This is a genomic window from Bradyrhizobium jicamae (genome assembly GCF_018130215.1).
In the GTDB taxonomy this organism is placed as follows: Bacteria; Pseudomonadota; Alphaproteobacteria; order Rhizobiales; family Xanthobacteraceae; genus Bradyrhizobium; species Bradyrhizobium jicamae_A.
The window spans coordinates 82,766-106,987 of sequence record NZ_JAFCKQ010000016.1; the positions used below are offsets into that span (position 1 = coordinate 82,766).

A 24,222-nucleotide genomic window follows, 5' to 3' on the forward strand; every position below is an offset into this window, starting at 1 on the left:
ATGCGGCAGGTCCAGTTCGAACGGGTTTAGACCGCTGACATGATCACCACGACAGTTCGCCTGGCAATTCGCCGTTACTTCCTGCCCTTGGCTGCCTTGCTGGCCTTCGCACTGCTGTTTGGAGGTGGCGCGCCGGCGAGCGCCCAGACCATCGCCGCGATGGTCAATGGCGAGCCCATCACCAATTTCGACATCGAGCAGCGCAGCAAGCTCAATGCCCTGTCCGGCTCCAAGGAGATCAATCGGCAGTCCGTTCTCAACGATCTGATCGACGAGAAGCTGAAGATCAAGGAAGCCAAGAAATACGGCGTCGATCCCGGCACGAGCGACATCGACCAGGCCTATGGCGGGATGGCGCAGCGCATGCGGCTGAACAACGATCAGCTCACCAAGGTGCTGGAGGGCAAGGGCATCCGGCCCGATACGCTGAGGCAGCGAATCAGGGCCGACATGGTCTGGGCGGCCCTGGTACGCGGACGCTTCAAGGAGAGCCTGCAGGTCGGCGAAAAGGACGTCAATGCCGCGGCGCAACAGGCCGGCGAAGCGACCGAAGCCGACGCGTTCGAGTACCGGATGCAGCCGATCGTGCTGATCGTGCCGAAGGGCGCGCCGCAGTCCGCTTTCGAGGAACGGCGCAAGGAGGCGGACAGCCTGCGCGAACGCGTGACGAGCTGCGAGGAGGCCAACTCCTTTTTCAAATCAATGCGCAACGCGGCGATCCGCGAAATCGTGGTGAAGACGTCGGCCGACCTGCCCCAGGCCCTGCGCGATATTCTGGACAAGACCCCGATCGGTCATTTGACCGCCCCCGAGGTCACCAAGCAGGGCATCGAAATGGTTGCGCTGTGCGACCGCAAGGCCACCACCATCGACACCCCCAAGAAGCGCGAGATTCGCGACAAGATGTACGCCCAGAAATACGAGGCGAAATCGAAGGCGTATCTGGCGGAAGTCCGCAGGGCCGCGATGATCGAATACCCAGCCGCGCGTTGATCGACTATCGTTGACGCATGGCAAACCCCCTTGCGCTGACCTCCGGCGAGCCCGCCGGCATCGGCCCCGACATCACGCTTGCCGCATGGCTGCGGCGCCGCGAACTCGACCTTCCGCCCTTCTATCTGCTTGGCGATCGCGGAGCCCTGGCTGACCGCGCCAAGGCGCTCGGGATCACGATCGAGCTCGCCGACGTCACCGCCGAGGAAGCGGCCGCGGCGTTTCCGCGTGCCCTGCCGGTCGTTGCCGCCGGCCGTCCGGCAACGGCGCGGCCCGGTGCCCCCGACGACACCAGTGCCGACGCCGCGATGGCCTCGATCCGTCAGGCGGTCACCGACGTCATGTCCGGCAAGGCCGGCGCCGTCGTTACCAATCCGATCGCCAAGAGCGTGCTCTATCGCGCCGGCTTCCGTCATCCCGGCCACACCGAATTCCTCGCCGAACTCGCCGCCACGGGCGGGCGGGCGCCGCAGCCGGTCATGATGTTGTGGTCGCCGACGCTTGCCGTGGTCCCGGTGACGATCCATCTGTCGGTTCGCGAGGCGCTGGCGCAACTGTCGACCGACCTGATCGTCTCGACCGCGCGCATCGTGGTCGCGGACATGAAGTCGCGGCTTGGCCTCGCCGCTCCGCGACTTGCGATCTCGGGTCTCAACCCGCATGCCGGCGAGGATGGTACGCTCGGCATGGAGGATATCGAGGTCGTTGCACCGGCGGTCGAGATCCTGCGCCGCGAGGGCATCCTGGCCAAAGGGCCGCTGCCGGCCGACACGATGTTTCATGCGGCTGCGCGCAAAACCTATGACTGCGCGGTCTGCATGTATCACGATCAGGCGCTGATCCCGATCAAGACCGTCGCGTTCGAGGACGCGGTGAACGTCACGCTGGGGCTGCCGTTCATCCGGACCTCGCCCGATCACGGCACCGCGTTCGACATCGCAGGCACCGGCAAGGCCAATCCCTCGAGCCTGATCGCCGCGCTGCGGCTCGCCGCGCGGATGGCCGCGGCGCAGCGGTAGATGAGCACGATCGACGACCTGCCGCCGCTGCGCGAGGTCATTCGCGAACACTCGCTGTCGGCGCGCAAATCGCTCGGCCAGAATTTCCTGCTCGACCTCAATCTCACGGCCCGGATCGCCCGCGCCGCCGGTCCGCTCGAAGACGCCACCGTGATCGAGGTCGGCCCCGGCCCCGGCGGATTGACGCGCGCCCTGCTGGCGCTCGGCGCCAGGCGTGTCATCGCGATCGAGCGCGACGAGCGCGCGCTGGCGGCGCTCGACTACATCGTCAAGCGCTATCCGGGCCGCATCGAGATCGTGCACGGCGACGCACAGCAATTCGATCCGCGCCCGATGCTCGAGGGGGGCAAGGCGAAGATCGTCGCCAACCTGCCCTACAACATCGCGACCCAACTTCTGGTCGACTGGCTGTCGATCGAGCCGTGGCCGCCCTGGTACGACATGATGGTACTGATGTTCCAGCGCGAGGTCGCCGAGCGCATCGTCGCCCATGAGAACGAGGAAGCCTATGGCCGGCTCGGGGTGCTGGCCAACTGGCGCGCCGAGACCAGGATCCTGTTCGACATTTCGCCGGCAGCATTCGTGCCGCAACCGCAGGTGACATCCTCGGTGGTACGATTGATACCGCGAGCTGCGCCCGAACCGTGCGATCGCCGCTTGCTCGAGCAGGTCGCGGCCGCAGCTTTCGGCCAGCGCCGCAAGATGCTGCGGCAGAGCCTGAAATCGCTCTCCGTCGATCCCGCGCGGCTCGCCGCCGCTGCCGGCATCGACGCCACGCGGCGCGCCGAAACCGTTCCGGTCTCGGGCTTTGTTGCCATGGCGAGGGAATTGGCCGATATACGGTCCACAAAATAGAACATCAGGAGAGAACGTAATGGCGCGTATGGTTCGCCAATCCCTCGTCAAGTTCGATGCACCGCTGTGCGAAACCATCATCGACACGCCGAAGCCGGTGGGCCGCGAGGTCCTTGTCCGCATCGAGCGTTGCGGCCTGTGCCACTCCGATCTCCACATCCAGGACGGTTATGCCGATCTCGGCGGCGGCAAAAAGCTCGACACCACCCGCGGCATGACCCTGCCCTTCACGCTCGGCCATGAGATCGCCGGCGTCGTCGACGAGGTTGGTCCCGACGTGCCGAACCAGCTGATCGGAACGAAGAAGGCGGTATTCCCCTGGATCGGCTGCGGCCAGTGCCGCGACTGTCTCGCCGGCGACGAGAATTTGTGCGTCAAGCAGCGCTTCCTCGGCGTTTCCATCGACGGCGGTTTTGCCACCCACGTGCTGGTGCCCGACGCGAAATACCTGCTCGACTATGATCCGCTGCCGGTGAACCAGGCGGCGACCCTGATGTGCTCCGGCGTCACCGCCTACGGCGCGCTGAAGCGGCTGGTCGATCGTCCGCGCCAGCGCAATCTCCTGCTGATCGGCCTCGGCGGCGTCGGCATGATGGGCCTGTCGTTCGCGCAGGCCATGTTCAAGCAGCCAATCGCGGTTGCCGATCTCAGCCCCGCTGCGCGCGAGACTGCGCTGAAGAACGGCGCTGCGGTCGCCTACGATCCGGCGGAGCCCGACGTGGCCAAGCGCATGCTGAAGGAAAGCGACGGCGGCTTCGATGGCGCCGTCGATTTCGCCGGCAACGAGAAGTCGATGGCGTTCGCCGTGTCGACGGTGGCGCGCGGCGGCAAGATCGTGGTGTCGGGCCTGATGGGCGGCCAGTTCACGCTGCCGATGGTGCAATGGGTCTACAAGCGCATGACCATCGAAGGCTTCATGGTGGGCACGCTCGCCGAGGGCCAGGAGCTGATGGCGCTCGCGCGCGCCGGCAAGATCAAGCCGACGCCGATGAAGGAAGAGCCGATGGCCGACGTCCAGAAATGGATCGAGGAGTTGCGGGCCGGCAAAGTCGTGGGACGCGTTGTTCTGAAGAACTAGCAGAAGCGTCTCGCCGGCCTCACCCGAACAAATGGGGAGGACGTGAATGAGGAAACGTTCGACGATCCCGGCTTGGGCGGCGCTCGCGTTCGCCCTTGCCACGACGCCGGCCGCCGCGCAGCATTACGGTCCGGGCGCCACCGCGAGCGAGATCAAGATCGGGACGACCACGCCCTACAGCGGCCCGGCATCGGCCTATTCGGCCGGCGCCATATCGATCACCGCCTATTTCGCGATGATCAACGATCATGGCGGCGTCAACGGCCGCAAGATCAACTTCATCAGCCTCGACGACGCCTACAGCCCGCCCAAGACCGTCGAGCAGATCCGTCGCCTGATCGAGAGCGACGAGGTGCTGTTCCTCGTCAACCCGGTCGGCACCGCGCCCAACATGGCCGTGGTCAAATACATCAACCAGAAGCAGGTGCCGCATCTGTTCGTGGGATCGGGCGCGACCATCTTCAACGATCCCGAGCACTTTCCGTGGACGATGAGCTGGACGCCGCATTACGCGTCGGAAGGCGAAATCTACGCGAGATACATCCTGTCGACGCAACCGGACGCGAAGATCGGCATCCTCGCGCAGAACGATGATCTCGGCCGCGACTACATCATCGGCTTCAAGCGCGGGCTTGGCGACAAGGCGGCAAAGATGATCGTGTCGCAGCAGGCCTACAACACCAGCGATCCCACCGTGGACTCGCAGATCGTGTCGCTGAAGGCCTCCGGCGCCAACGTGCTGTTCATCGCCGCCGTACCGAAATTCGCGGCGCAAGCCATCCGCAAGGCCTACGATATCGACTGGCATCCGCAGGAACTGCTTTCCAGCGTCGGCTCGTCTATCGCGGGCGCGATCCGCCCTGCCGGCTTCGAGGCGGCCAAGGGCGTGATCTCGGCGGCCTACCAGAAGGACCCGGCCGATCCGCAATGGAAGGACGATCCGGCGATGCAGGCCTGGAACGTCTGGATGGACAAGTACAACCCCCACGTCGACAAGAGCGACTACTACGCGCCCTACGGCTACAATATCGGCTACGCCGTGGTGCAGATCCTCAAGCAATGCGGCGATGACCTGACGCGCGAGAACGTCATGAAACAGGCCTCGCATCTCGACATGGAACTGCCGTTGCTGCTGCCCGGCATCCGGCTGCGGACCTCGCCGACCGACCTGCGGCCGATCAAGCAGATGCGGCTGGTCCGCTTCAACGGCCAGCGCTACGTGCTGTTCAGCGACGTCATCGAGAGCGATTGACCCGCACTCGGAAAGCCGCCGCGGCTTTTTTCCTGCCTGCTTCGCTGCTAACCTGCCGTCGAGGCATGAGGTGCGGGGGATGCACGGAACTGCTTACGGCAGAGGCCTGGCGGTGGCAGCGTTGCTCGCGCTGCTCCACGCGTTCGCAGGTGCCGCCGAGGCGGCGACCGAGAAGCGTGTCGCGCTCGTGATCGGCAATTCCGCCTACCAGAACGTCACCCGGCTCGACAATCCCCGCAACGATGCCGCCCTGATGGCTGAAACGCTCGCGAGCCTCGGCTTCACACTGGTCGGGGGCCGTGCCCAGATCGATCTCGACAAGCCGGCCATGGATATCGCAGTCCAGAGCTTCGGCCGGCAGGTCCAGGGCGCCGACGTCGCGCTGTTCTATTACGCTGGCCACGGCGTCCAGGTATCAGGCTCGAACTATCTGGTGCCGGTCGGCGCCAACGCCACGCGGGAAGCCGACGTCGATTTCCAGATGCTGGATGTCAATCTGGTGCTGAAGCAGATGCAGGGCTCCGGCACGCGGCTCAACATGGTGATCCTCGATGCATGCCGGAACAACCCGTTTGGCGGACGTGGATTGCGCGCCGCAGACGGAGGTCTTGCCCAGATGCGTGCCCCGGACGGAACGCTGATCTCCTACGCAACACAGCCCGGCAACGTCGCACTCGACGGCACCGACGGTCACAGTCCCTACACCAAGGCGCTGGCGTCCACGATCAGGCAGGCAGGCCTCGACATCTTCCAGACCTTCAACCAGGTCGGGCTCGCGGTGAAGCGCGAGACCGGAGGCGCGCAGCAGCCCTGGGTGTCCTCCTCGCCGATCGACGGCACCTTCTATTTCGTTCCGCCCGCCGCTCCGGCCGCGCCGCAGGTCGCGGTCGCGGCGCAGCCGGAGGCGCAACTGCCGGGCACGCTGCGGCCGGACCCCGACCGCGTCCCGATCAAGGATGTGGCCCTGCTCCGCGAACTGAGCGAACGGCTCTACGAGCACAATTTCGATCCCGAGCCGATCGACAGCAGGAACGGCATGCGTGCCGCGATCAGCAAATTCCAGGAGAAGGTCGCGATGACGCCGACCGGTGAAGCAACCGAGGGCGTGCTGACGCGGCTGCGCAAGATGGAGGATCTCAGCCCATGGGGCTCGATCGTTTACGGTCCCGATATCGACAAATGGGGCATCTCCTGGAAGCACGCGTCACGACGCGCCGCGGTCGACGATGCGCGCGACAAATGCGGCGGCGCCAAATGCACCTTCGAGCTATCCTTCTACGGCTCGCATTGCGGCGCGTTCGCCATATCGAGCAAGTCGTGGTCGCTGATCGAGCGCGACACGCTCGATCGCGCCAGGGCGGCGGCGCTTGACGAATGCGGCAAGGCCGGGAAATCCTGCCGCATTATCGATGCCGTCTGCGCGAACGGCGTCGGACACTGAGCTTACCGACGGTGGCATTCGAAAAGCAGAGTATGCAAGACATGTCTCAATCCACGCTGCGGCCTGCCCTGTTTTCCGCCCTGCTCCTTTCCGTCCTCGGCGCGACGTCGGTGCTCGCGCAGTCCGGCAGCAGCGGCGGCAGCATCGGCAACGATGAGAAATCGCTGTCCGGCTCGCGCGAGGCACCGCGCGCGGTCGACTCCAGCCGTCCGTCCCGGCACAGCAAGCCGGATACGGAAGAGCCGAGCCACGCCGCGCGCAGGAGCGGCGGCGGTGGCGGCACCGGTAATTTCGACGGCGCGTGGGCGGTCGTCTCCATCGGCTGCGGCGGCACCGCCACCGGCGCGGTCGTGATCACGAGCGGCAGGATTATCGGCGAAAGCCTCACCGGATCCGTCAGCCCCAACGGCGCGGCGCGGTCCGTTTTCCGAGGCAAAGGCTTTACCTCGATCGGTTCGGGTCACCTGTCCGGCCGCAGCGGCTCGGGAACGTTCCGCCGTTCCGACGGCTGCGGCGGAACCTGGTCCGCCACCAAGCAATAGCGGCCGCGCGATCGTTGCCCCCGGCGCGCCGCAATTGCGGGACGCCGAGGGCCGCAATTAAGCCCTACCCGCTCCGGATTTGCGGCGCATTGCGACCCAACTCTTTACCGACATTGGGACCTGCCAGCGTTTGCACAAAGAAATACCGGGGACGCGTATGTCAAATCGTTCAGCAATATTTGCCGCGGCACTTGCCGCCGGCATGTTGGGGGCTGCCAATCTCGCCGCGGCGCAGACCGCCGCCGGGACAGCAGAGAAAACGGCAGACAATTGCCAGCCCGCACCGAAGGGAAGCGCACCGGCAGGAAGCCATTGGTATTTCCATCTCGACCGCGCGACCCAAAAGAAGTGCTGGTATCTTGGTGAGGCGAAGAACAAGGCGGCCAAAGCCGCAGCCGCGCAGCAACCGGCGGCGCCCGCGCCCGATGCGACCGCTGCCGACGACACGTCGCCACAGGCGCAGCCCCAGCCACAGCCACAGCAGACGCAATCCCAGCCACAGCCCCAACTCCAGCCGGCGATGCGCAAATCGGTCGCCGATGCGCATGCCGAGGTGGTGTCGCCGCCTGCAGCCGCCGCACCGGCGGCGGCTCCCGATGCCAGCCAGGCAGGCAATCCGGCAGCCGACGCGAACGCGCCGGCGGATCCAAATGCGCCGTCCTCGTCAGTGACGGCACGCTGGTTCGACGCCTCGAGCATGGGCGCGTCGAACGGCACGCGCCTCGCTACCCCAACACCGGCGCCTGCGGCCACGCAAGCCGATGCGACGCAGACGGACGCACCGGCGCCGGCGCCGGCGCCGGCCGCCGCGGCGCAAGCCTCCACAGACAGGCCGTCCTCGTCCACGCAGATGCTGCTGATCGTCATGATCGGCGCACTGGCACTGGCGGGTCTGGTCAGTGCCCTCGTCGTGCGGCTGACCCGTACGCGCACGAAGGCCTACGAGATCGACAACGAGTGGCACGCGCCGTGGGATTCGCTCAGCCGGGAGCGCGCGCCGCCAGTCGCCCCGAAGCGCGAACGCCCGACCAGAGCTTTTCCGGGCAGAGTTGATGCCGGTTCGCGGGAAGAAAACGCGTCAAAACCAAAACCTGGATTGGCGTTCGAATTCCGCCTGAACGGCAACGGCTCTAGGCTGTCCGAGATGCCGCCACGCCGCGCCGAACCGCCGATGCCGCGCCGCGAGGGCGTGCGTGATTTCGAAAAATCCGAGGAGGACAGCCGGCAGATCGCCGAGATGCTGCAGCGACTGGCACGCAGCGCTGCGAGCTGAGGCTACTTCTCGAGCTGGCGCTGCAGGCCGCGCACGAATTCGGTCAGGCCTGTGCGCCGCTCGCGCTTGAGCCGTTCGGCCTTGAGGATCGACTGCACCTCGGCGAAGGCGTCGTCGACGTTCTGGTTGATGACGATATAGTCGTACTCCGCCCAATGGCTCAGCTCGTGGGTGGCGCGGTTCATCCGCCCGCGGATGACCTCCTCGGAGTCCTGCGCGCGGGTGTGCAACCGTTTCTCGAGATCCGCTGCAGATGGCGGCAGGATGAAGACGCTGACGACGTCGGCGCGCGCCTTCTCGCGCAGTTGCTGGGTGCCTTGCCAGTCAATATCGAACAGCACGTCCTGGCCGGCCGACAGCGCGGTCTCGACCGCGGCCCGCGGCGTGCCGTAACGATTGTCGAATACGGTGGCCCATTCCAGCAAATCGCCCTGCCTGGCCATCGCCTCGAATGTCGCCTGGTCGACGAAGAAATAGTCGCGGCCCTCGACCTCACCCGGCCGCATCGGACGTGTGGTGGCCGACACCGACATCTTCAATCCCGGCATGCGGTCGATCAGCATGCGCGATAGTGTGGTCTTGCCGGCGCCCGAGGGCGAGGACAGGACGAACATCAATCCGCGACGCTCAACGCCATCGTAGCCCTGCGCCGTCATCGCTCACTCCAGATTCTGGACCTGCTCGCGGAACTGCTCCACCACGTTCTTCATCTCGAGCCCGGTATTGGTCAGCTCGACATCGTTCGACTTCGAGCAGCAGGTGTTGACCTCACGGTTGAATTCCTGCGCGAGGAAGTCGAGCCGCCGTCCGACCGGGCCGCCCTTGCCGATCATGTCGCGCGCCTGCGCGACATGCGAAGCGATGCGGTCGAGCTCCTCGCGGATATCGGCCTTGGTGGCGATCAGGATCGCCTCCTGGCTGAGCCGGTCGGCATCGAAGCGATCAGACGTTTCCAGCAGCGCCGCGATCTGCTCGGCGAGGCGTGCCTTGATCGCCTCGGGCTTGCGGCCGGGCGCGACTTCCGCGCGCCCGGCGAGGCGTTCGATCTCGTCCATCCGCTGCATCAGGATCTGCCCGAGCGCCGCACCCTCGCGGCGGCGCATCTCGACGAGGCTGTCGAGCGCCTGCTCGAAAGCCCTGGCCGCAGCAGCCCGCGCCGCCTTGTCCTCTTCCTCGTCGCTCTCGGGCTCGACCACCTCGATCACGCCCTTGATTCCGAGCAGGCCGTCGATGCTCGGCGCAACAGCGTCGATCCGCTGTGCGAGCTCGCCTGCGACCTTCACCACGGCTTCCAGCACGTCCTCGTTGATGCGGACCGTCTGCGCCGCATCGGTCCGTTTGACGCTGAGATTGGCGTAGACCGTACCGCGCGACAGCACCTCGCCGGCGCGCTTCTTGGCGGGGGCCTCGAGCTCGTCCCATCCGGGCGGCAGCCGCAGCCGGAGGTCGAAACCCTTGGCGTTGACGGATTTGAGCTCCCACTCGAACGTATAGGGGCCGCTCGCGCCATGGCTTCGGGCAAAGCCGGTCATGCTCGATAGCGCCATCGCGTTGAACTCTCCAACAAAAAGGTATGAGGCTCGCCTGGAACCTGCGGGACTCGCTCGGAGCCTTCGCGACCTTAGAGCGGATTCCGTGAAAGTGGAATTACATCCACGTCAGGGCAGAGCCGCGGTTAGCGCTGCACTACCGGCGGCGTCGCGGTCTGCTGGGCCGCACCCTGGCGGCCGCGCGGAGGCTTCTTCTGATTGGCCGGCTTCGGCGGCGTCGCCGCGGTCGGATTGGTGTCGGCGGCAGCGGGCGCCGGGGCCGCGGCCGGCGGCGGCGGATCATCCGCGGGCTCGACGGTATCGTTCTGGATCTGCTTTTCCATCGTGCGCAGCTTGGCGACGTTCTTGGCGTGCTGGTCGTAGGTCTCGGTAAAGGCGTGACCGCCGGTCCCGTCAGCAACGAAGAACAGATCACGCGTGCGCGCGGGATTGGCGGTCGCCTCCAGCGAGGCGCGGCCGGGATTGGCGATCGGCCCGGGCGGCAGACCGTCGATCACATAGGTGTTGTAGGGCGAGGGCTGGTTGATCTCGCTGCGCTTGATCGGACGTCCCAGAGTGCCCTTGCCGCCGACCAGACCGTAGATGATGGTCGGATCGGACTGCAGCTTCATCTTCTGCCGCAGGCGATTGACGAAGACGGCGGCGACGCGGCTGCGCTCGTCGGCGCGCCCGGTCTCTTTCTCGACAATCGAAGCCAGGGTGACGAGCTGGTCCGGCGTTTTCAGCGGCACGTCCTGACTGCGGCGGTCCCAGATCTCGGCAAGCACGCGCTTCTGCGCCTGCTGCATGCGCTGGATCACCTGGTCGCGCGTGGTGCCGCGCGGGAACTTGTAGGTCTCCGGCAGCAGCGTTCCCTCGCGCGGGATCTCATGCACCGAGCCCGTGAAGATGTCGTTGTCGGAGAGCCGCGCCACGATCTGCTCGGAGGTCAGGCCCTCCGGAATCGTGATGGCATGCTGCACCACCTTGCCTTCGACGATGGTGGCGATGACGTCGCGCAGGCTGGCATTCTTCTGGAACGAATACTCGCCGGGCTTGAGGTCGGAGCTGGCCTTCAGCGCGAACACGCTGCCGATGAAGATCCACGGGTTGACGTTGATCACGCCCTCGCGCGAGAGCACGTCGGCGATGTCGCGCTTGCCGGCGCGGGCCGGGATGTTGACGACCTTGTCTTCCTGGAGCGGCCCCGGCGCCTCCAGCGTCTGTCGTCCGTAATAATACGCAGTGCCGGCGCCGATCATCGCAATGATCAGGATGGTGATGATGGCGTTGCCGACGATCACGAAGGGATTGCGGGCACGATCCGAGCGCTTGGGCGGCGGCGGAACCTGTTCCGGCTCCAGCGCGGCACGCGGACTCCTCGGCGAAATGGGCGGCCTCTCACTCATCGATGCAAACCAAAATCCTACCGGTTCAATCGTGGCCGGACAAACCCCTGCCCGGCCAATAGCATACGCCCGCTATTAGGAGTCACCGCGGAATACGGCAAAACGGTGGACTAGTTCTAAACACCCAATTAATTCGTCACACGCTGCACGATCACGGAGGCGTTGGTGCCTCCGAAACCGAACGAATTGGAAAGCGCCACATTGATCTCGCGTTTGCGCGACGTGTGCGGCACGAGATCAATCGCCGTTTGGACCGACGGATTGTCGAGATTGATGGTCGGCGGCGCGACCTTATCGCGAATCGCAAGGATCGCGAAGATCGCCTCGATTGCACCGGCTGCGCCGAGCAGATGTCCGGTTGCCGACTTGGTCGACGACATCGAGACCATCGACGCCGCGTTGCCGAGCAGACGCTCGACCGCACCGAGCTCGATCTCGTCGCCCACCAGGGTCGAGGTGCCGTGCGCATTGACGTAGTCGATATCGGCCGGCGTCAGGCCGGCGCGCTTGAGCGCTGCACTCATGCTGCGGAAGCCGCCATCGCCGTCCGGCGACGGCGAGGTGATATGATACGCATCGCCCGAGAGGCCGTAGCCGGTCACCTCGGCGTAGATCTTCGCGCCGCGCTTCTTCGCGTGCTCATACTCTTCCAGCACCACGATGCCGGCGCCCTCGCCCATCACGAAGCCGTCGCGATCCTTGTCGTAGGGGCGCGAGGCCTTTTGCGGCGTTTCGTTGAAGGCGGTCGACAGCGCGCGCGCCGCGCAGAAACCGGCAACGCCGATCCGGCTGATCGGCGATTCGGCGCCGCCCACCACCATCACGTCGGCATCACCGAGCGCGATCAGCCGCGCACCGTCGCCGACCGCATGCGCGCCGGTCGAACACGCGGTGACCACGGAATGGTTGGGGCCCTTGAGGCCGTGCTCGATCGAGACATAGCCCGACGCCAGATTGATCAGGCGTCCCGGGATGAAGAATGGCGAAACCCTGCGCGGCCCGCGCTCCTTCAGAACGATCGCGGTCTCGGCAATGCCGGTCAGGCCGCCGATGCCGGAGCCGATCAGCGTGCCGGTCGCGCACTTGTCCTCTTCGGTCTCGGGATGCCAGTTGGCATCGTCGAGCGCCTGCTTGGCCGCGCACATCGCGAAGATGATGAAGTCGTCGACCTTGCGCTGGTCCTTCGGCTCCATCCACTGATCGGGATTGAAGGTACCGTTGCTGCCGTCGCCGCGCGGCACCGGACAGGCGATCTGGCTCGGCAGATCCGACACGTCGAAGGTATCGATCTTCTTCGCGCCGCTCTCGCCCGCGAGAATGCGCGCCCAAGTTGCCTCAACACCGCAGCCGAGCGGTGTAACCATGCCCAGCCCAGTGACGACAACTCGCCTCATGTCAATATCTCCGGCCCGGAATGGGCGGCCAATAATAAGAAACCGGGGGACCGTTCGACAACGGTCCGTCCGGCTTCGTCAACCTGCGCGAAAGGCGTCAGCTCTTCGCGTTCTTCTCGAGAAACTTCGTGGCGTCGCCGACGGTCAGAATCGTTTCGGCGGCGTCGTCCGGAATCTCACAGCCGAATTCTTCTTCAAAGGCCATCACGAGCTCGACCGTGTCGAGGCTGTCGGCGCCGAGGTCATCGATGAAGCTCGCGCTGTCGACCACCTTCTCGGGTTCGACACCGAGGTGTTCGACCACAATCTTCTTAACCCGCTCGCCAATCTCACTCATCGTTCAACCTCGTTGTTCCATTGGACCCGACCCCAAGACGATACGAGCCATCGTGGTCGTCTCGATTACTCAGTCGCGCATAGTCTTGATTCGGCCCGGTCGTAGCCGACTAAGCCCCGGCGAACGGCAGGCGTCGCCCCGCCAATATACAGGCTTTCAACATCCTGCAATGGCGTTCTTTGCCCATCCGTGGGGGGTTCAGCTATCATACTTCCAAAGCCTTGACTACACACCTGAACCGGCTCCCGGAAAGGGCCTTTCGCCGCATTGCGAGAGCCAGTAAGCAGCTCAAATCATGGCCATTCCGCCATTGACGTGAATCGTCTGTCCGGTGACGTAAGCGGCCTCGTTCGAGGCCAGGTAGACCGCAGCCGCAGCGATATCCTCGGGCGTTCCGAGCCGCGCCGCAGGAACCTTCGCCAGGATGGTCTCGCGCTGCTTGTCGTTGAGCGCATCCGTCATCGGCGTCTTGATGAAGCCCGGCGCGATGCAGTTGGCGGTCACGCCGCGCTTGGCATATTCGGCGCCCAGCGTCTTGATCAGGCCGATGATGCCGGCCTTCGACGCGGTGTAGTTGCCCTGCCCTGGATTGCCGGTGACGCCGACGATCGAGGTGATCGCGATGATCCGGCCGAAGCGCTTGCGCATCATCAGCTTGGTCGCGGCGCGCGCCAGGCGGAAGGTCGCGGTCAGGTTGACGGCGATGACGTCGTCCCAGTCTTCGTCGCGCAGCTGTACGAACAGATTGTCACGGGTGATGCCGGCATTGGCGATCAGGATGTCGACCTGCCCCATCGCAGCCTCCGCTGCCGGCACCAGCGCCTCGACATCCTCCTTGCTGGAGAGATTGCAAGGCAGCACGTGAACGCGTTCGCCGAGCTTGGCGGCAAAGCCGTCCAGCACCTCGCGCCGCGTACCGGAGATCGCAACCGTCGCGCCCTGCGCGTGCAGCGCCTGCGCGATCGCGCCGCCGATGCCTCCGGTCGCGCCCGTGACGAGCGCCGTCCTGCCAGTCAAGTCGAACATCGAAAATCTCCTCTCGGCTGGTTACGCCGAAGCCTTCAAGGCGTCCCTGGCCGCAACAATATCGTTGGGGCCGCCGACCGACACGCCGACCGCGCCGTCCGCAATGCGCTTGACCAGTCCGCTCAGCACCTTGCCGGCGCCGATCTCGAAGAACCGGGTCACGCCCCGCCCTGCCATATAGGCGACCGACTCGCGCCAGCGCACCGTCCCGGTGACCTGCTCGACCAGGCGACGGCGAATCTCGTCGGGATCGGTGATGGCGGCAGCCAGCACGTTGGAGACCAGCGGCGCCGCCGGCGCCTTGATGGTGACGCCGGCCAGCGCCTGCGCCATCGCATCGGCCGCCGGCTGCATCAGCTTGCAGTGGAAGGGGGCGGACACCGGAAGCAGCATCGCGCGTTTTGCCCCTTTGGTCCTGGCGATTTCCACCGCGCGATCGACGGCGGCCTTGTCGCCCGAAACAACGACCTGCCCGCCGCCATTGTCGTTGGCGGCCTGGCAGACCTGTCCCTGGGCGGCCTCGCTGGCGACCGCAACTGCCGCCTCATAGTCGAGGCCGAGCAGCGCGGCCATCGCGCCGGCGCCAACCGGGACGGCCTTTTGCATTGCAAGGCCGCGGGTGCGCAGCAACCGCGCGGTGTCGCTGACGGTCAGGCTGCCGGCCGCCGCCAGCGCCGAATATTCGCCGAGCGAATGGCCGGCCACGAAGGCGGCGTCACGCCCGACCGAGAACCCCGCCTCGCTCTCCAGCACACGCAAGGTCGCGATCGACACCGCCATCAACGCCGGCTGGGCATTTTCGGTCAGTTGCAGCGTCTCGGCCGGACCATCCCAGATCGTCGCCGTCAGCTTCTCGCCGAGCGCAGCATCGACCTCGTCGAACACCGCCCTGGCTGCCGGAAAGGCCTCGGCCAGGGTCTTGCCCATGCCGACGGCCTGCGAGCCCTGCCCGGGAAACGTGAATGCTGCCGTCATCGGCGCTCCCTACCTTGTTGAGCGTGATCTTCGCGCAAACGCTTGGCGTTTGTCGCGGGGGAAATTGCTGTCCGCGTCGCGCGAAAAGCGCCCCGGCGGGTCCGGACAACGGCTTGAGCCCTGCCCCGGACCGGGCCGTAAGACACTGATGATGGCCACCATGTCAAGCCGCGCCGGCGGAACCCTGGGGATGCAGGTGGGGATGCCGGAGAGGGATTCGGGCTAGAACCCGCCGGCATTCTGGTCGGCGTTAACCCTGCCGCCGGCCCGCGCCCGGCGCGCGCTGTTGACCAGCTGCCCCGGACGATCCTCGTGGTCGGGCCTCGCGGTCGCCAGCCGCAGCACGGCGGCATAGCCCGGCTGCACCTCCATCCGCTCGGCATAGCGGCTCCGGCCCAGAATGCGGTGGACGCGCGGCAGGTTGTAGCAGGGCACGTAGAACAGCAGGTGATGCTCGAGATGGTAGTTCACGTAGTAAGGCGCGACGAACAGCCGTTCGAGGACGTTGGCGTGCGTGGTGCGGGTGTTGCGCAAGGGATCGGCGCTGTCGGGGACCACCGCGTGCTCGGCGATGTTGCGGATGCGCGTGATCACCATCATCCAGGTGAACAGCGGCACCAGCCACAACAGCGGATAGGCCCACCACACGCCGGCAGCGGCCAGGCCTGCGAACAGCACCGCGTTGGTCACGCATTGCGGGCCGAGCTTCTCCCAGAAGTTCGCGGCGCGCCGCGACAGCGGCCATTCGCTCGGGCCGAACGCGTTGAGCAGCTGCGCCTTGCGCTGCTGGTAGCCGGTCTGGCCCGTGATATCGCGGAAGAATTTGCGGCGATAGCTCATCTTCGTGATCGGAAACGGCGCCGACAGCACGAGGTCGGGGTCATCCTCCTGCTGCGTTCGCGCGTGGTGCTGCAGGTGATAGCGGCGATAGCCGCGCGTCTCGGCGAAGATCGGATAGGCGCAGAACCACTGGCTCAGCGCCAGGTTGGTCTTCTCGTCCGCCGAGAGGCAGCCATGCGCGCCGTCATGCATCAGGATCGCAAGCCCGAGCTGGCGCGAGCCGATGATCGCGACCGCAAGCAGATAGGTCAGCGGATTGGGCCACCATGCGACCAGCGCGACCGCGCCTGCTATCAACGCCCAGGCATGCGCGATCAGGGCGACGCCCTTCCATGTCTTGCGCTGGCGGACCGCAACCAGTTCATCCTCGGTCAGGAAATCGCGGGCACGCATGCGGAGCGCGGTCATGAGCTGGTCTCCTCATCCGATGAGGCTGAAGTGTCGCGATTGCGGTTGCCAACAAGGCGCAGGCGCATGCCATCATTGCCCGAGGTCGCGGTTGCCTGCTCGCCGAGGGCGCGCAGCAGCTCGCCGCACATCTCCTCCGCCGCCCGGCCCATCGCAAAACCTTCGACGATGACGCCGATCGCGACCGCCCAGAATCGCCGCGAGCTCTCCTCCGGCGCACGCAGCGTTCGCCAGCCGTGCCGTTCGACCTGTCCCGCATAGGCGCGCGCGCCTTCACTGTGCAGGCGCTCGATGGTGCGTTCGACCAATGGTGCGAGATCCTGGCGGCGCCGCGTCAGGGTCAGGGCTTCGGCGAAGAAGGCGACCGTGTCCGTCGCAGTCACGGTCTCGGCCAGCGCATGCGTGTAATCGCGCGGCGTGAGGGCGTTGAGAGCGGCCCGCTCGGTGGCGCGAGCCAGATAGAGCATGTCGCGGCAGGCAGCCTCGACGAACAGCGCCTCCTTGGTGCGGAAGTAATAGGTGATCTGACTGGGAAAGGCGTCCGCCGCGGCGGCGATGTCGGAGATCGAGGTCCCGGACAGCCCGCGCTCCTTGAACAGTCGGCTGGCGCCATCGAGCAACTGGGAGCGCATCTTGCGACCTGCCGAGCGCGTCGCGCGGACTGCGTGCTTCGGGTCTGGTGCGGGCATGCCGGCGGTCTCCGAACCCATCATGATCCTTCTTGCGTATTTGTATGCCATACAAACAAAGAAATCAACACAAAATTGCCAGGAGGTTTGCCTTGGGGAGCCCCTCGACCGCCCCCGCCCTACAATCGGCGGCCCGGTTCGGGGTTGTGAGCGCTTGCCATTGCGGCCAAAATCCTTATAAAGCGCGCATCCGTGGGCCCCGGCCGGGAGCTGAACGGACGGTCTCAGCAAATTCACCTCGTTGATTTTGATGTGGCAGGGCCAGTCGGCCCGTCGTCCCGTGCTTCCGCCTTCTGAGCAGCATCGAGTCCTTTCCGAAGGTCTCGAAGGGCTTGTCGCCGGGAACCGCGCCAACACTAGGAAAGGACAGCCATGGCTCTTTACGAGCATGTTTTTCTCGCGCGTCAGGACGCGAGCAGCCAGCAGGTCGAAGAACTGACCGCCCAGATGACCGGTATCGTCGAACAGGGCGGCGGCAAGGTCACCAAGACCGAGAATTGGGGCGTGCGCTCCCTCACCTACCGCATGAACAAGAACCGCAAGGCACATTTCGTGCTGATGAACATCGACGCTCCGTCGGCTGTCGTCACCGAGATCGAGCGCCAGGAGCGGATCAGCGAAGACGTCATCCGCTATCTCACCGTACGCGTCGAAGAGCACGAGGAAGGCCCGTCCGCGATGATGCGCAAGGCCGACCGTGACCGCGAGCGCGACGATCGCGGCGGCGGCTTCCGCGGCGACAGGGAGGGCGGTTTCCGTGGTGATCGTGATCGCGATGGCGGTGGTTTCCGTGGCGACCGTGGCCCGCGCCGTCCGCGCGAAGAAGACGCAGCGACCGAGGAGTAAAGAATCATGGCTGAAGCTGGTGCCCGCCGTCCGTTTTTCCGTCGCCGCAAGTCCTGCCCGTTCACGGGCGCGAATGCGCCGAAGATCGACTACAAGGATTCCAAGCTGCTGATGCGTTACGTCTCCGAGCGCGGCAAGATCGTGCCGAGCCGCATCACCGCCGTCTCCGCCAAGAAGCAGCGTGAACTCGCCCGCGCCATCAAGCGCTCGCGTTTCCTCGGCCTCCTGCCCTACGTTATCAGGTAATCGCCTTCGGCCGGCGGCCCGTGCCGCCGGCCCGTTATTCTCATAAGGCTTCCGGGTCGTCCGGTCGCCGATGGTTGGGGTTCTCGACGGAGTGCCTCTAACCGCTCGAAAGGAGCGGGACAGCTGATGATCGCGATCTTCATCGTTGCCATTGCCGCCGGCGCAGCGTCGGGGCTGATGTTCGCCTCGGTCATTTCGGGCGAACTGATCTCGTTGCTGCTGTTCTACCTCGCGCCGCTGCCGCTGATGGTGACCGCGCTCGGCTGGGGGCCGCTTGCTGCCGCCATCGGCGGCATCGCGGCGGCCGCAGGTCTCGGCGCGATCTTTGGACTTCCCTACTGCATCGCCTTTGCCGTGATCGTCGCCCTGCCCGGTTGGTGGCTTGGCCATCTCGCTTTGCTCGGCCGGCCGATCGAATCGGCCACCGACGGCGCGGAATCCGCTCCGCCGCAGTTCGAATGGTATCCGGTCGGCCGCATCGTGCTCTGGATCGCGGCTTTCGCCCTCATCACCACGACAGCTGCACTGCTGACGCTTGGCTCGGATGCGGAGACCATCCACGTGGCGATGCGGCGCGGCCTGCTCAGGATCATCAGCGCCGCGGCCGACGGGCAGACTGGCGGAGATATCGAGCGGTTCGTCGACGTGATGGTGGCGATGGCGCCGATCGCGGGGTCGATGGTCGCGATGGTCACGCTGACGCTGAACCTGTGGCTTGCCGGCAAGGTCACGCAGACCTCCGGGCGGCTGAACCGGCCGTGGCCGGATCTGCGCGCGACCGCGCTGCCGCCGATGACGCTGGTCGCGCTGCTGGTGGCACTCGGCCTCAGCTTCGTCGGCGGCCTCCTCGCGATCCTGGCGCAGGTCGTCTCGACGGCACTGATGATCGCCTTCGCGATCATCGGCTTCGCCGTGCTGCATACGGTGACGCTGTCGCTCAACAGCCGCGGCTTCTGGCTGTTCTGCACCTACGCCATCGTCGTCGTGTTCGCCTGGCCGCTGGCCGCGCTGATTGCGCTCGGCATCGCCGACGCGCTGTTCGGACTGCGGCAGCGCTATTTGCGCTCGAGGCCGCCGCCGTTGCCTGCATCTTGATATCCGATCCAACCACTCAAACCGATACTTAGCATCTAAAGGAGAACGAAAATGGAAGTCATTCTGCTGGAGCGCGTCGCCAAGCTTGGCCAGATGGGCGAGGTCGTGCGCGTCAAGGACGGGTTCGCCCGCAACTTCTTGCTGAAGCGCGGCAAGGCGCTGCGCGCCACCGAAGCGAACCGCGCCAAGTATGACGGCATGAAGGCCGAGCTCGAGGCCAACAACATCAAGGCCAAGGGTGAAGCCGGCAAGGTCGCCGAGAAGATCGACGGCCGCGACATCGTCATCATCCGCCAGGCCTCCGAATCCGGCCAGCTGTTCGGCTCGGTCTCGGTGCGCGACATCGTCATGGCGCTCGCCGCCGACGGCATCACGGTCTCGCGTCCGCAGGTCTGGCTGGACTCGCCGATCAAGGTGATCGGCCAGCAGAAGGTGACGATCGCCGTCCACCCGGAAGTCGAGACCAGCGTCAACGTGACTGTCGCCCGCTCCGCCGAGGAAGCCGATCGCATCAAGCGCGGCGAGGACATCTCGACCCGCCAGGAAGACCAGGACGCCGCCGCGGAGGCGCTGGCCGCCGCCGGCGAGTTCTTCGATCCGGAAGCCCAGCACGACGATGCCGAGCCGGCTCCGGCCGCCGAAGAGAAGTAAGCGCGTCTCGATTGCTCCATCGACTGAAGCCCGGCCCCTCAGGCCGGGCTTTGGATTCGTGCCGCGGCCTCTTCATCGAGCATCGCGATCGAGGCGAGCGCGGTCGCGGTATGCTTTTCCCTGCCGTCGATCACGCAGAACACATCGGCCGCGACCACCGCGACCTGACGTCCCGGCTTGATCACCCGCGCGCGGCAGATCAGCCGGTCGCCTGACGCCGGTGACAGCAGGTTCAGCTTGTACTCCGCCGTCAGGACCGGCTGACCGCGCGACGTCGCTGCAGCGATCGTCGTCGCGTTGTCGACCAGGAACGCCGTCACCCCGCCATGAAACAGGCCGTGCTGCTGCAACAGCTCGGGCCGGCGGTCGACCGCAAGCGTGCAGGTGCCGCGCGACAGCTCGGCCAATTCCGCGCCGACATGGCCCATGAATCCCTGCCGTCCGACATTGGCGCGGATTCGCATTGCGATCGGTGCGAAATCCGGATCGGTCTGTTCGCTCATGACGTCCCTCCTGCTCCCGGCGACGCACCTTTCGCCACGACCGCGCGGATTGCGCAGCCAATAAGCGTCTCGACCTGCTCGCGCGGATCGCGGCTTTCGCGGCCCGACAGGTAAGCGCGGCAGAAGATCTGGGCCGGTCCGATGATCTGGCTGAGGAACAGCGCCGTGTTCATCGGCAACAATTCGCCGCGCGCGAGCAGCGGCGCGCGCCAGTGCCCGATCGCCTCCGCCAAGCGCGAGTTCTCGGCGCGCTGGGCGCCGCGCACCTCCTCGCCCCATTCGGCGCGCGAAATCTCGAACAGGAATCGTGCCTCGCGGCGGCTTGTCACCACCCAATCCAGGTGGGCGCGGATCAGCCGCGCCACGCCGTCGCTCGCGCCGCAGGTCGCGTCGACCGAGGTGATGATCGCGGCGTGATAGGATTGGAGGATTTCAAGGAAAAGGGTTCCGGCGAGCTCTTTCTTCGAGGCGAAGAAATGGAAGAAGCTGCCGTTGGAGGCGCGCGCCCGAGTCCGGATCGCGGCAACGGTTGCGCCTTCGAAGCCGTCGCGATCGAACACCATAAGCCCTGCCGCCAACAGATCCTCGCGCGCCGTGGTCACCTGGTTTTTCCTCTCTTGGATCGTTACTCTAGAGTATTACTCTAGTTCTGGTCAAACGTTTACGCGACCTCGGACTGGGCGACTACTTGGAGAGCGGCGGCTCCGGCGTCCCGGCCGGGGCACCGGAAGGCGGTGGAGGCAGCGGCGCGGTGGAAGTCACCGGCGCCGGCGAAGCGGAGGCAGCCGGCTCAGGTGCGGCGGCTGCGGACGATGCGGCAGGTGCGGGCGAAGCCGCAGGGGTCACGGTTGCGGCTGGAGATGCCGGTGTCACCGCTGGAACGGGGTCGGCTCGCAGCGGAGCGGACTCGCTGCCGGCGCCCTCCTTCGGCGCATCCACCTTGGCGCTGTCGGACTTGTCGGAAGCAGGCTTGTCCGGAGCAGATTTTTCGGGAGCCGACTTGTCGCTCACCGGCTTCTCGGCTTCGCCCTTGTCCTCGCTCTTGCTCTCGCTTTTGGCGCCGGCATCGGTCTTTGCGCTCTCCGCCTTGGGCTCGTCTTTCGAGGTCTCGCCCTTTGCAGCTTCGTCGGGCTTGTGCTCCTCGACGGGCTTGCCATGCCGGCCGAGCTTGTGGCGGCGACCGGGCTTGGGCTGCTCACCGGCCGCTTCCGGCGTCTGGCCATCCGGCTTTGCGACATCGGGCGCTTCGCTGGGACGCGCCATGTGCCTGCTCCGGCGGCCGCGATGCCCTTCCTCGCCCTGCGGCAATCCATCGGCGTCCGGCCTAGCCCCCTCCTGCGGGAGCGCGCCCTCGCGATGGCGGCGGCCGGTGCGCTCGGCCTGCTCCGGATGGTCGGCCTGCTCAGGCGACTGCTTCGCCTCGCGCCGACCATCCTTGCCCTCCCTCGCCCCTTTCGGCTGATCCTTGGCCTGGTAGCGCGTATCGCTGGCGCCATTCGAGACCAGATAGGCCGACAGCACCGACGCCATCTCGCCCGACGTCGTGTAGTGCTGGCGCAGGAAGCCCGGCAGCGACGAGGCCGGCACGCTCTTCAGGAGGCCGCGCGGGCTCTTGTGGCAAGCCGTGCAAGTGCCGGCGAATATCTGTGAGGGGCTCTTGCCGGCCTCGAGGTTTTGCGCGTGCGCTGATCCTGCCGAGAGGCAGCCAATCAGAAGCATCACCGTCGCCAGACTGAGCGCTCGGCTGGACATTCCTTACGTCTCCGGATTTGGAAAAATGGCGGCCCGCATGGTCGACCGGCCGCGGCGGTCACCTTTTATCGGATTATCCTGCGAATGGAAGCGCATCTATGGCGCATCCACGCTATTGTCACATTTCGGAATATCGGCTTTGACCACAACGCAATAGCACAATCCAAAGGCGTGCCTATCTTTGCAGCGGGGACACGTTGGAACAAAGAATTCCAGTGTGTTTAGGCACAAGCAGCTTGCCGTTCCGTTGGTGTTTCGATGGATCGACTCTTGCGACACTTCTTTGGGCAGTTCATTCGCCGCGGTGCAATCACGTTCACGACCGCGAGCGGAACCAGATTCATCTGTGGCGACGGCAGCGGTTCTCCCGTGGCTGCGCGTTTCCTCTCCAAGTCCGCCGAAATCCGCACCCTGCTCGATCCCGAGCTCTATTTCGGCGAAGCCTTCATGGACGGCACGTTCGTCGTGGAGCAAGGGACCATTGCGGATGTGCTGGCGATCCTGATGGGCCAGGCCAGGATGCTGCCGAACTTCGCCAAGCTGCAGGCCTGGCTCCGGTTCCTCGGACGGCGCGCTCAACAAATCAATCTGCGCGGCAAGTCGAAGACCAATGTCGCCCATCACTATGATCTCGACGGCAGGCTCTACTCGCTCTTTCTCGACGCCGACAAGCAGTACAGCTGCGCCTACTTCGAGACCCCCGAATCCAACCTGGACGACGCCCAGCTCGCCAAGAAGCGTCACCTTGCCGCCAAGCTGATGGCCGGACCGCGCGACCGCGTGCTCGACATCGGCTCCGGCTGGGGCGGACTCGGCCTCTATCTCGCCGAGATGACCGGCGCCGACGTCACCGGGGTTACGCTCTCGACCGAGCAATTGCAGATTTCCAACGCCCGTGCGGCGGAGCAGAGTTTGACGCAGACGGCGCGGTTCCTGCTGCAGGACTACCGCGACATCCCCGGCCCGTTCGACCGCATCGTCTCGGTCGGCATGTTCGAACATGTCGGAGTGGCCTTCTACGAGAAGTTCTTCAAGCGCTGCGCCGAGCTGCTGACCGACGACGGGATCATGGTTCTGCATTCGATCGGCCGCTCGACCGGACCCGACGTCACCAGCCCCTGGATCCGGAAATACATCTTCCCCGGCGGCTACATTCCGGCGCTCTCGGAAGTGATGCCTGCGATCGAAAAGGCCGGCCTTCTGATCTGCGACATGGAAATCCTGCGGCTGCACTATGCCGAGACGCTGAAGGCATGGCGCGACCGCTTCATGGCGCGGCGCGAGGAAGTCGTCCGGCTCTATGACGAGCGTTTTGCCCGGATGTGGGAATTCTACCTGGCAGCCTCGGAGATGTCGTTCCGGGTCCAGAACATGATGAACTTCCAGCTCCAGCTCACCAAGCGCCAGGGCATCGTGCCGATGACCCGCGACTACCTTACGCGTGGCGAGGCACTGCTGCGCCGCAAGGAGCAGAACGTTCCGCCGCGGCTGCGACTTGCCGGCGAGTAGATCGCCTCGGAACGGTAAGTTTTGGGAAGCCCGAAATCCTAGTTCCGCAAGCTGTAGGGCGAGCCGCAGTTGCCCAAGACCGTCGCCGGCCGAGCCAGATGCGCCGAGACGTCCGCGACCAGCCCGGGATCGCAGGGGGTGTGGCGAACGTCCGCGCGCGCGGCCAGTTCCATGGCGTCGACCAGCCTCGATAGCCAGCGCGGGTCCAGTCGCGCCGGGCGGCCGATCCGATATCGCGATGTCTGAAACTCTGCTGCCATCGTCGCCGTATCTTGCCTGAGCGAGGACAACCCAAAATCGGCCGGGTGGTTCCCGCGATCCTGCCGCAAAAAAAATGCAGCTGTTGTGATCTGCTTCACAGAGGGCTGGCCCGGTCCGTCGTAATGGTTCGGAATGGCCCCAAAACCGTACCAGACGATGTTGGATCCGCAGCGCGATATCGCGACCGATTACGCCCTGATCGCAGCCGGCGTCGCCGCCGCATTGATCGCACTTGCGTTTCTCATCCTGGTCTGAGGACGCGGCGCGAACCGCCCCCTCGTCTCCAGATGAGTCCATCG

27 protein-coding genes are annotated in these 24,222 nt (G+C 65.6%); 14 read left to right on the forward strand and 13 right to left on the reverse strand.

The window, feature by feature from the left end; all coding sequences use genetic code 11:
* The first annotated feature begins 39 nt into the window (after positions 1–39).
* From JQ586_RS19105 to JQ586_RS19140, 8 genes are all read left to right on the forward strand, one after another.
* Positions 40–993 carry a SurA N-terminal domain-containing protein gene (locus JQ586_RS19105; RefSeq protein WP_212396150.1) on the forward strand — a complete coding sequence of 318 codons (954 nt, stop codon included), beginning with the start codon at positions 40–42 and terminating at the stop codon, positions 991–993.
* 17 nt (positions 994–1,010) lie between these two features.
* Positions 1,011–2,012 carry a 4-hydroxythreonine-4-phosphate dehydrogenase PdxA gene (gene pdxA, locus JQ586_RS19110; protein ID WP_212396151.1) on the forward strand — a complete coding sequence of 334 codons (1,002 nt, stop codon included), beginning with the start codon at positions 1,011–1,013 and terminating at the stop codon, positions 2,010–2,012.
* Complete coding sequence (gene rsmA / locus JQ586_RS19115) at positions 2,013–2,867, forward strand: 16S rRNA (adenine(1518)-N(6)/adenine(1519)-N(6))-dimethyltransferase RsmA (protein ID WP_212396152.1); 855 nt, start codon at positions 2,013–2,015, stop codon at positions 2,865–2,867.
* 19 nt (positions 2,868–2,886) lie between these two features.
* Entirely contained in the window at positions 2,887–3,945 is a 1,059-nt protein-coding gene (locus tag JQ586_RS19120) for an alcohol dehydrogenase (protein WP_212396153.1), read from the forward strand.
* A 46-nt stretch (positions 3,946–3,991) separates the two neighbouring features.
* The gene (locus JQ586_RS19125; protein ID WP_212396154.1) at positions 3,992–5,197 is read left to right on the forward strand and encodes an ABC transporter substrate-binding protein; all 1,206 of its coding nucleotides are present in this window, start codon (positions 3,992–3,994) and stop codon (positions 5,195–5,197) included.
* Between the two features lie 79 nt (positions 5,198–5,276).
* Positions 5,277–6,638 carry a caspase family protein gene (locus JQ586_RS19130; RefSeq protein WP_212396155.1) on the forward strand — a complete coding sequence of 454 codons (1,362 nt, stop codon included), beginning with the start codon at positions 5,277–5,279 and terminating at the stop codon, positions 6,636–6,638.
* Positions 6,639–6,679: 41 nt separating this feature from the next.
* Positions 6,680–7,180, forward strand: coding sequence for a hypothetical protein (locus JQ586_RS19135; protein WP_212396156.1), 501 nt, complete (start codon positions 6,680–6,682; stop codon positions 7,178–7,180).
* 79 nt (positions 7,181–7,259) lie between these two features.
* Positions 7,260–8,453 carry a hypothetical protein gene (locus tag JQ586_RS19140; protein WP_212396157.1) on the forward strand — a complete coding sequence of 398 codons (1,194 nt, stop codon included), beginning with the start codon at positions 7,260–7,262 and terminating at the stop codon, positions 8,451–8,453.
* Positions 8,454–8,455: 2 nt separating this feature from the next.
* Here the strand turns inward: JQ586_RS19140 and gmk are convergent, their stop codons facing one another.
* The 9 genes from gmk to JQ586_RS19185 all read right to left on the reverse strand — a co-directional run bounded on the left by gmk (position 8,456) and on the right by JQ586_RS19185 (position 17,060).
* On the reverse strand, positions 8,456–9,109 hold the full coding sequence (gene gmk / locus JQ586_RS19145; protein WP_212396158.1) for a guanylate kinase: 654 nt from the start codon (positions 9,107–9,109) through the stop codon (positions 8,456–8,458).
* Positions 9,110–9,112: 3 nt separating this feature from the next.
* Complete coding sequence (locus tag JQ586_RS19150) at positions 9,113–10,000, reverse strand: YicC/YloC family endoribonuclease (RefSeq protein WP_212396159.1); 888 nt, start codon at positions 9,998–10,000, stop codon at positions 9,113–9,115.
* A gap of 128 nt (positions 10,001–10,128) precedes the next feature.
* On the reverse strand, positions 10,129–11,391 hold the full coding sequence (gene mltG / locus JQ586_RS19155; protein ID WP_212396160.1) for an endolytic transglycosylase MltG: 1,263 nt from the start codon (positions 11,389–11,391) through the stop codon (positions 10,129–10,131).
* Between the two features lie 128 nt (positions 11,392–11,519).
* A complete protein-coding gene (gene fabF, locus JQ586_RS19160) occupies positions 11,520–12,785 on the reverse strand; it encodes a beta-ketoacyl-ACP synthase II (protein WP_212396161.1) in 1,266 nt (421 codons plus the stop codon).
* Positions 12,786–12,882: 97 nt separating this feature from the next.
* Positions 12,883–13,122, reverse strand: a complete 240-nt coding sequence (locus JQ586_RS19165) for an acyl carrier protein (protein ID WP_002716125.1) — start codon at positions 13,120–13,122, stop codon at positions 12,883–12,885.
* Between the two features lie 288 nt (positions 13,123–13,410).
* Complete coding sequence (gene fabG / locus JQ586_RS19170) at positions 13,411–14,148, reverse strand: 3-oxoacyl-[acyl-carrier-protein] reductase (RefSeq protein WP_212396162.1); 738 nt, start codon at positions 14,146–14,148, stop codon at positions 13,411–13,413.
* A 21-nt stretch (positions 14,149–14,169) separates the two neighbouring features.
* On the reverse strand, positions 14,170–15,123 hold the full coding sequence (gene fabD, locus JQ586_RS19175; RefSeq protein ID WP_212396163.1) for an ACP S-malonyltransferase: 954 nt from the start codon (positions 15,121–15,123) through the stop codon (positions 14,170–14,172).
* A gap of 222 nt (positions 15,124–15,345) precedes the next feature.
* Complete coding sequence (locus tag JQ586_RS19180) at positions 15,346–16,371, reverse strand: fatty acid desaturase family protein (RefSeq protein ID WP_212396164.1); 1,026 nt, start codon at positions 16,369–16,371, stop codon at positions 15,346–15,348.
* Complete coding sequence (locus JQ586_RS19185; protein ID WP_409411000.1) at positions 16,368–17,060, reverse strand: TetR/AcrR family transcriptional regulator C-terminal domain-containing protein; 693 nt, start codon at positions 17,058–17,060, stop codon at positions 16,368–16,370. The genes JQ586_RS19180 and JQ586_RS19185 overlap by 4 nt, the downstream gene beginning before the upstream one ends.
* A 372-nt stretch (positions 17,061–17,432) precedes the next feature.
* On the opposite strand from JQ586_RS19185, the gene rpsF reads away from it, so the two are divergent.
* The 4 genes from rpsF to rplI all read left to right on the forward strand — a co-directional run bounded on the left by rpsF (position 17,433) and on the right by rplI (position 19,898).
* A complete protein-coding gene (rpsF, locus tag JQ586_RS19190) occupies positions 17,433–17,906 on the forward strand; it encodes a 30S ribosomal protein S6 (RefSeq protein WP_212396166.1) in 474 nt (157 codons plus the stop codon).
* 6 nt (positions 17,907–17,912) lie between these two features.
* Entirely contained in the window at positions 17,913–18,152 is a 240-nt protein-coding gene (gene rpsR / locus JQ586_RS19195) for a 30S ribosomal protein S18 (RefSeq protein WP_044536455.1), read from the forward strand.
* Positions 18,153–18,278: 126 nt separating this feature from the next.
* A complete protein-coding gene (locus tag JQ586_RS19200) occupies positions 18,279–19,247 on the forward strand; it encodes a DUF2232 domain-containing protein (RefSeq protein WP_212396167.1) in 969 nt (322 codons plus the stop codon).
* A 51-nt stretch (positions 19,248–19,298) separates the two neighbouring features.
* Positions 19,299–19,898: a 50S ribosomal protein L9 gene (gene rplI, locus JQ586_RS19205; protein ID WP_212396168.1), complete on the forward strand. Its 600-nt coding sequence runs from the start codon at positions 19,299–19,301 to the stop codon at positions 19,896–19,898.
* 38 nt (positions 19,899–19,936) lie between these two features.
* On the opposite strand, the gene JQ586_RS19210 is transcribed toward rplI, so the two are convergent.
* The 3 genes from JQ586_RS19210 to JQ586_RS19220 all read right to left on the reverse strand — a co-directional run bounded on the left by JQ586_RS19210 (position 19,937) and on the right by JQ586_RS19220 (position 22,153).
* Positions 19,937–20,401, reverse strand: coding sequence for a PaaI family thioesterase (locus tag JQ586_RS19210; RefSeq protein ID WP_212396169.1), 465 nt, complete (start codon positions 20,399–20,401; stop codon positions 19,937–19,939).
* Positions 20,398–21,003 (reverse strand): TetR/AcrR family transcriptional regulator, encoded by a 606-nt coding sequence (locus tag JQ586_RS19215; RefSeq protein ID WP_212396170.1) that lies wholly within the window; start codon positions 21,001–21,003, stop codon positions 20,398–20,400. Before JQ586_RS19215 ends, JQ586_RS19210 begins: the two co-directional genes overlap by 4 nt.
* Positions 21,004–21,085: 82 nt before the next feature.
* Entirely contained in the window at positions 21,086–22,153 is a 1,068-nt protein-coding gene (locus JQ586_RS19220) for a hypothetical protein (protein ID WP_212396171.1), read from the reverse strand.
* 258 nt (positions 22,154–22,411) lie between these two features.
* Between JQ586_RS19220 and JQ586_RS19225 the strand changes: the two genes are divergently transcribed.
* Positions 22,412–23,662, forward strand: coding sequence for a cyclopropane-fatty-acyl-phospholipid synthase family protein (locus JQ586_RS19225; RefSeq protein WP_212396172.1), 1,251 nt, complete (start codon positions 22,412–22,414; stop codon positions 23,660–23,662).
* Between the two features lie 38 nt (positions 23,663–23,700).
* On the opposite strand, the gene JQ586_RS19230 is transcribed toward JQ586_RS19225, so the two are convergent.
* On the reverse strand, positions 23,701–24,021 hold the full coding sequence (locus JQ586_RS19230; RefSeq protein WP_212396173.1) for a hypothetical protein: 321 nt from the start codon (positions 24,019–24,021) through the stop codon (positions 23,701–23,703).
* 34 nt (positions 24,022–24,055) lie between these two features.
* On the opposite strand from JQ586_RS19230, the gene JQ586_RS41135 reads away from it, so the two are divergent.
* Positions 24,056–24,178: a hypothetical protein gene (locus JQ586_RS41135; protein ID WP_283815460.1), complete on the forward strand. Its 123-nt coding sequence runs from the start codon at positions 24,056–24,058 to the stop codon at positions 24,176–24,178.
* The last annotated feature ends 44 nt before the right edge of the window (positions 24,179–24,222 follow it).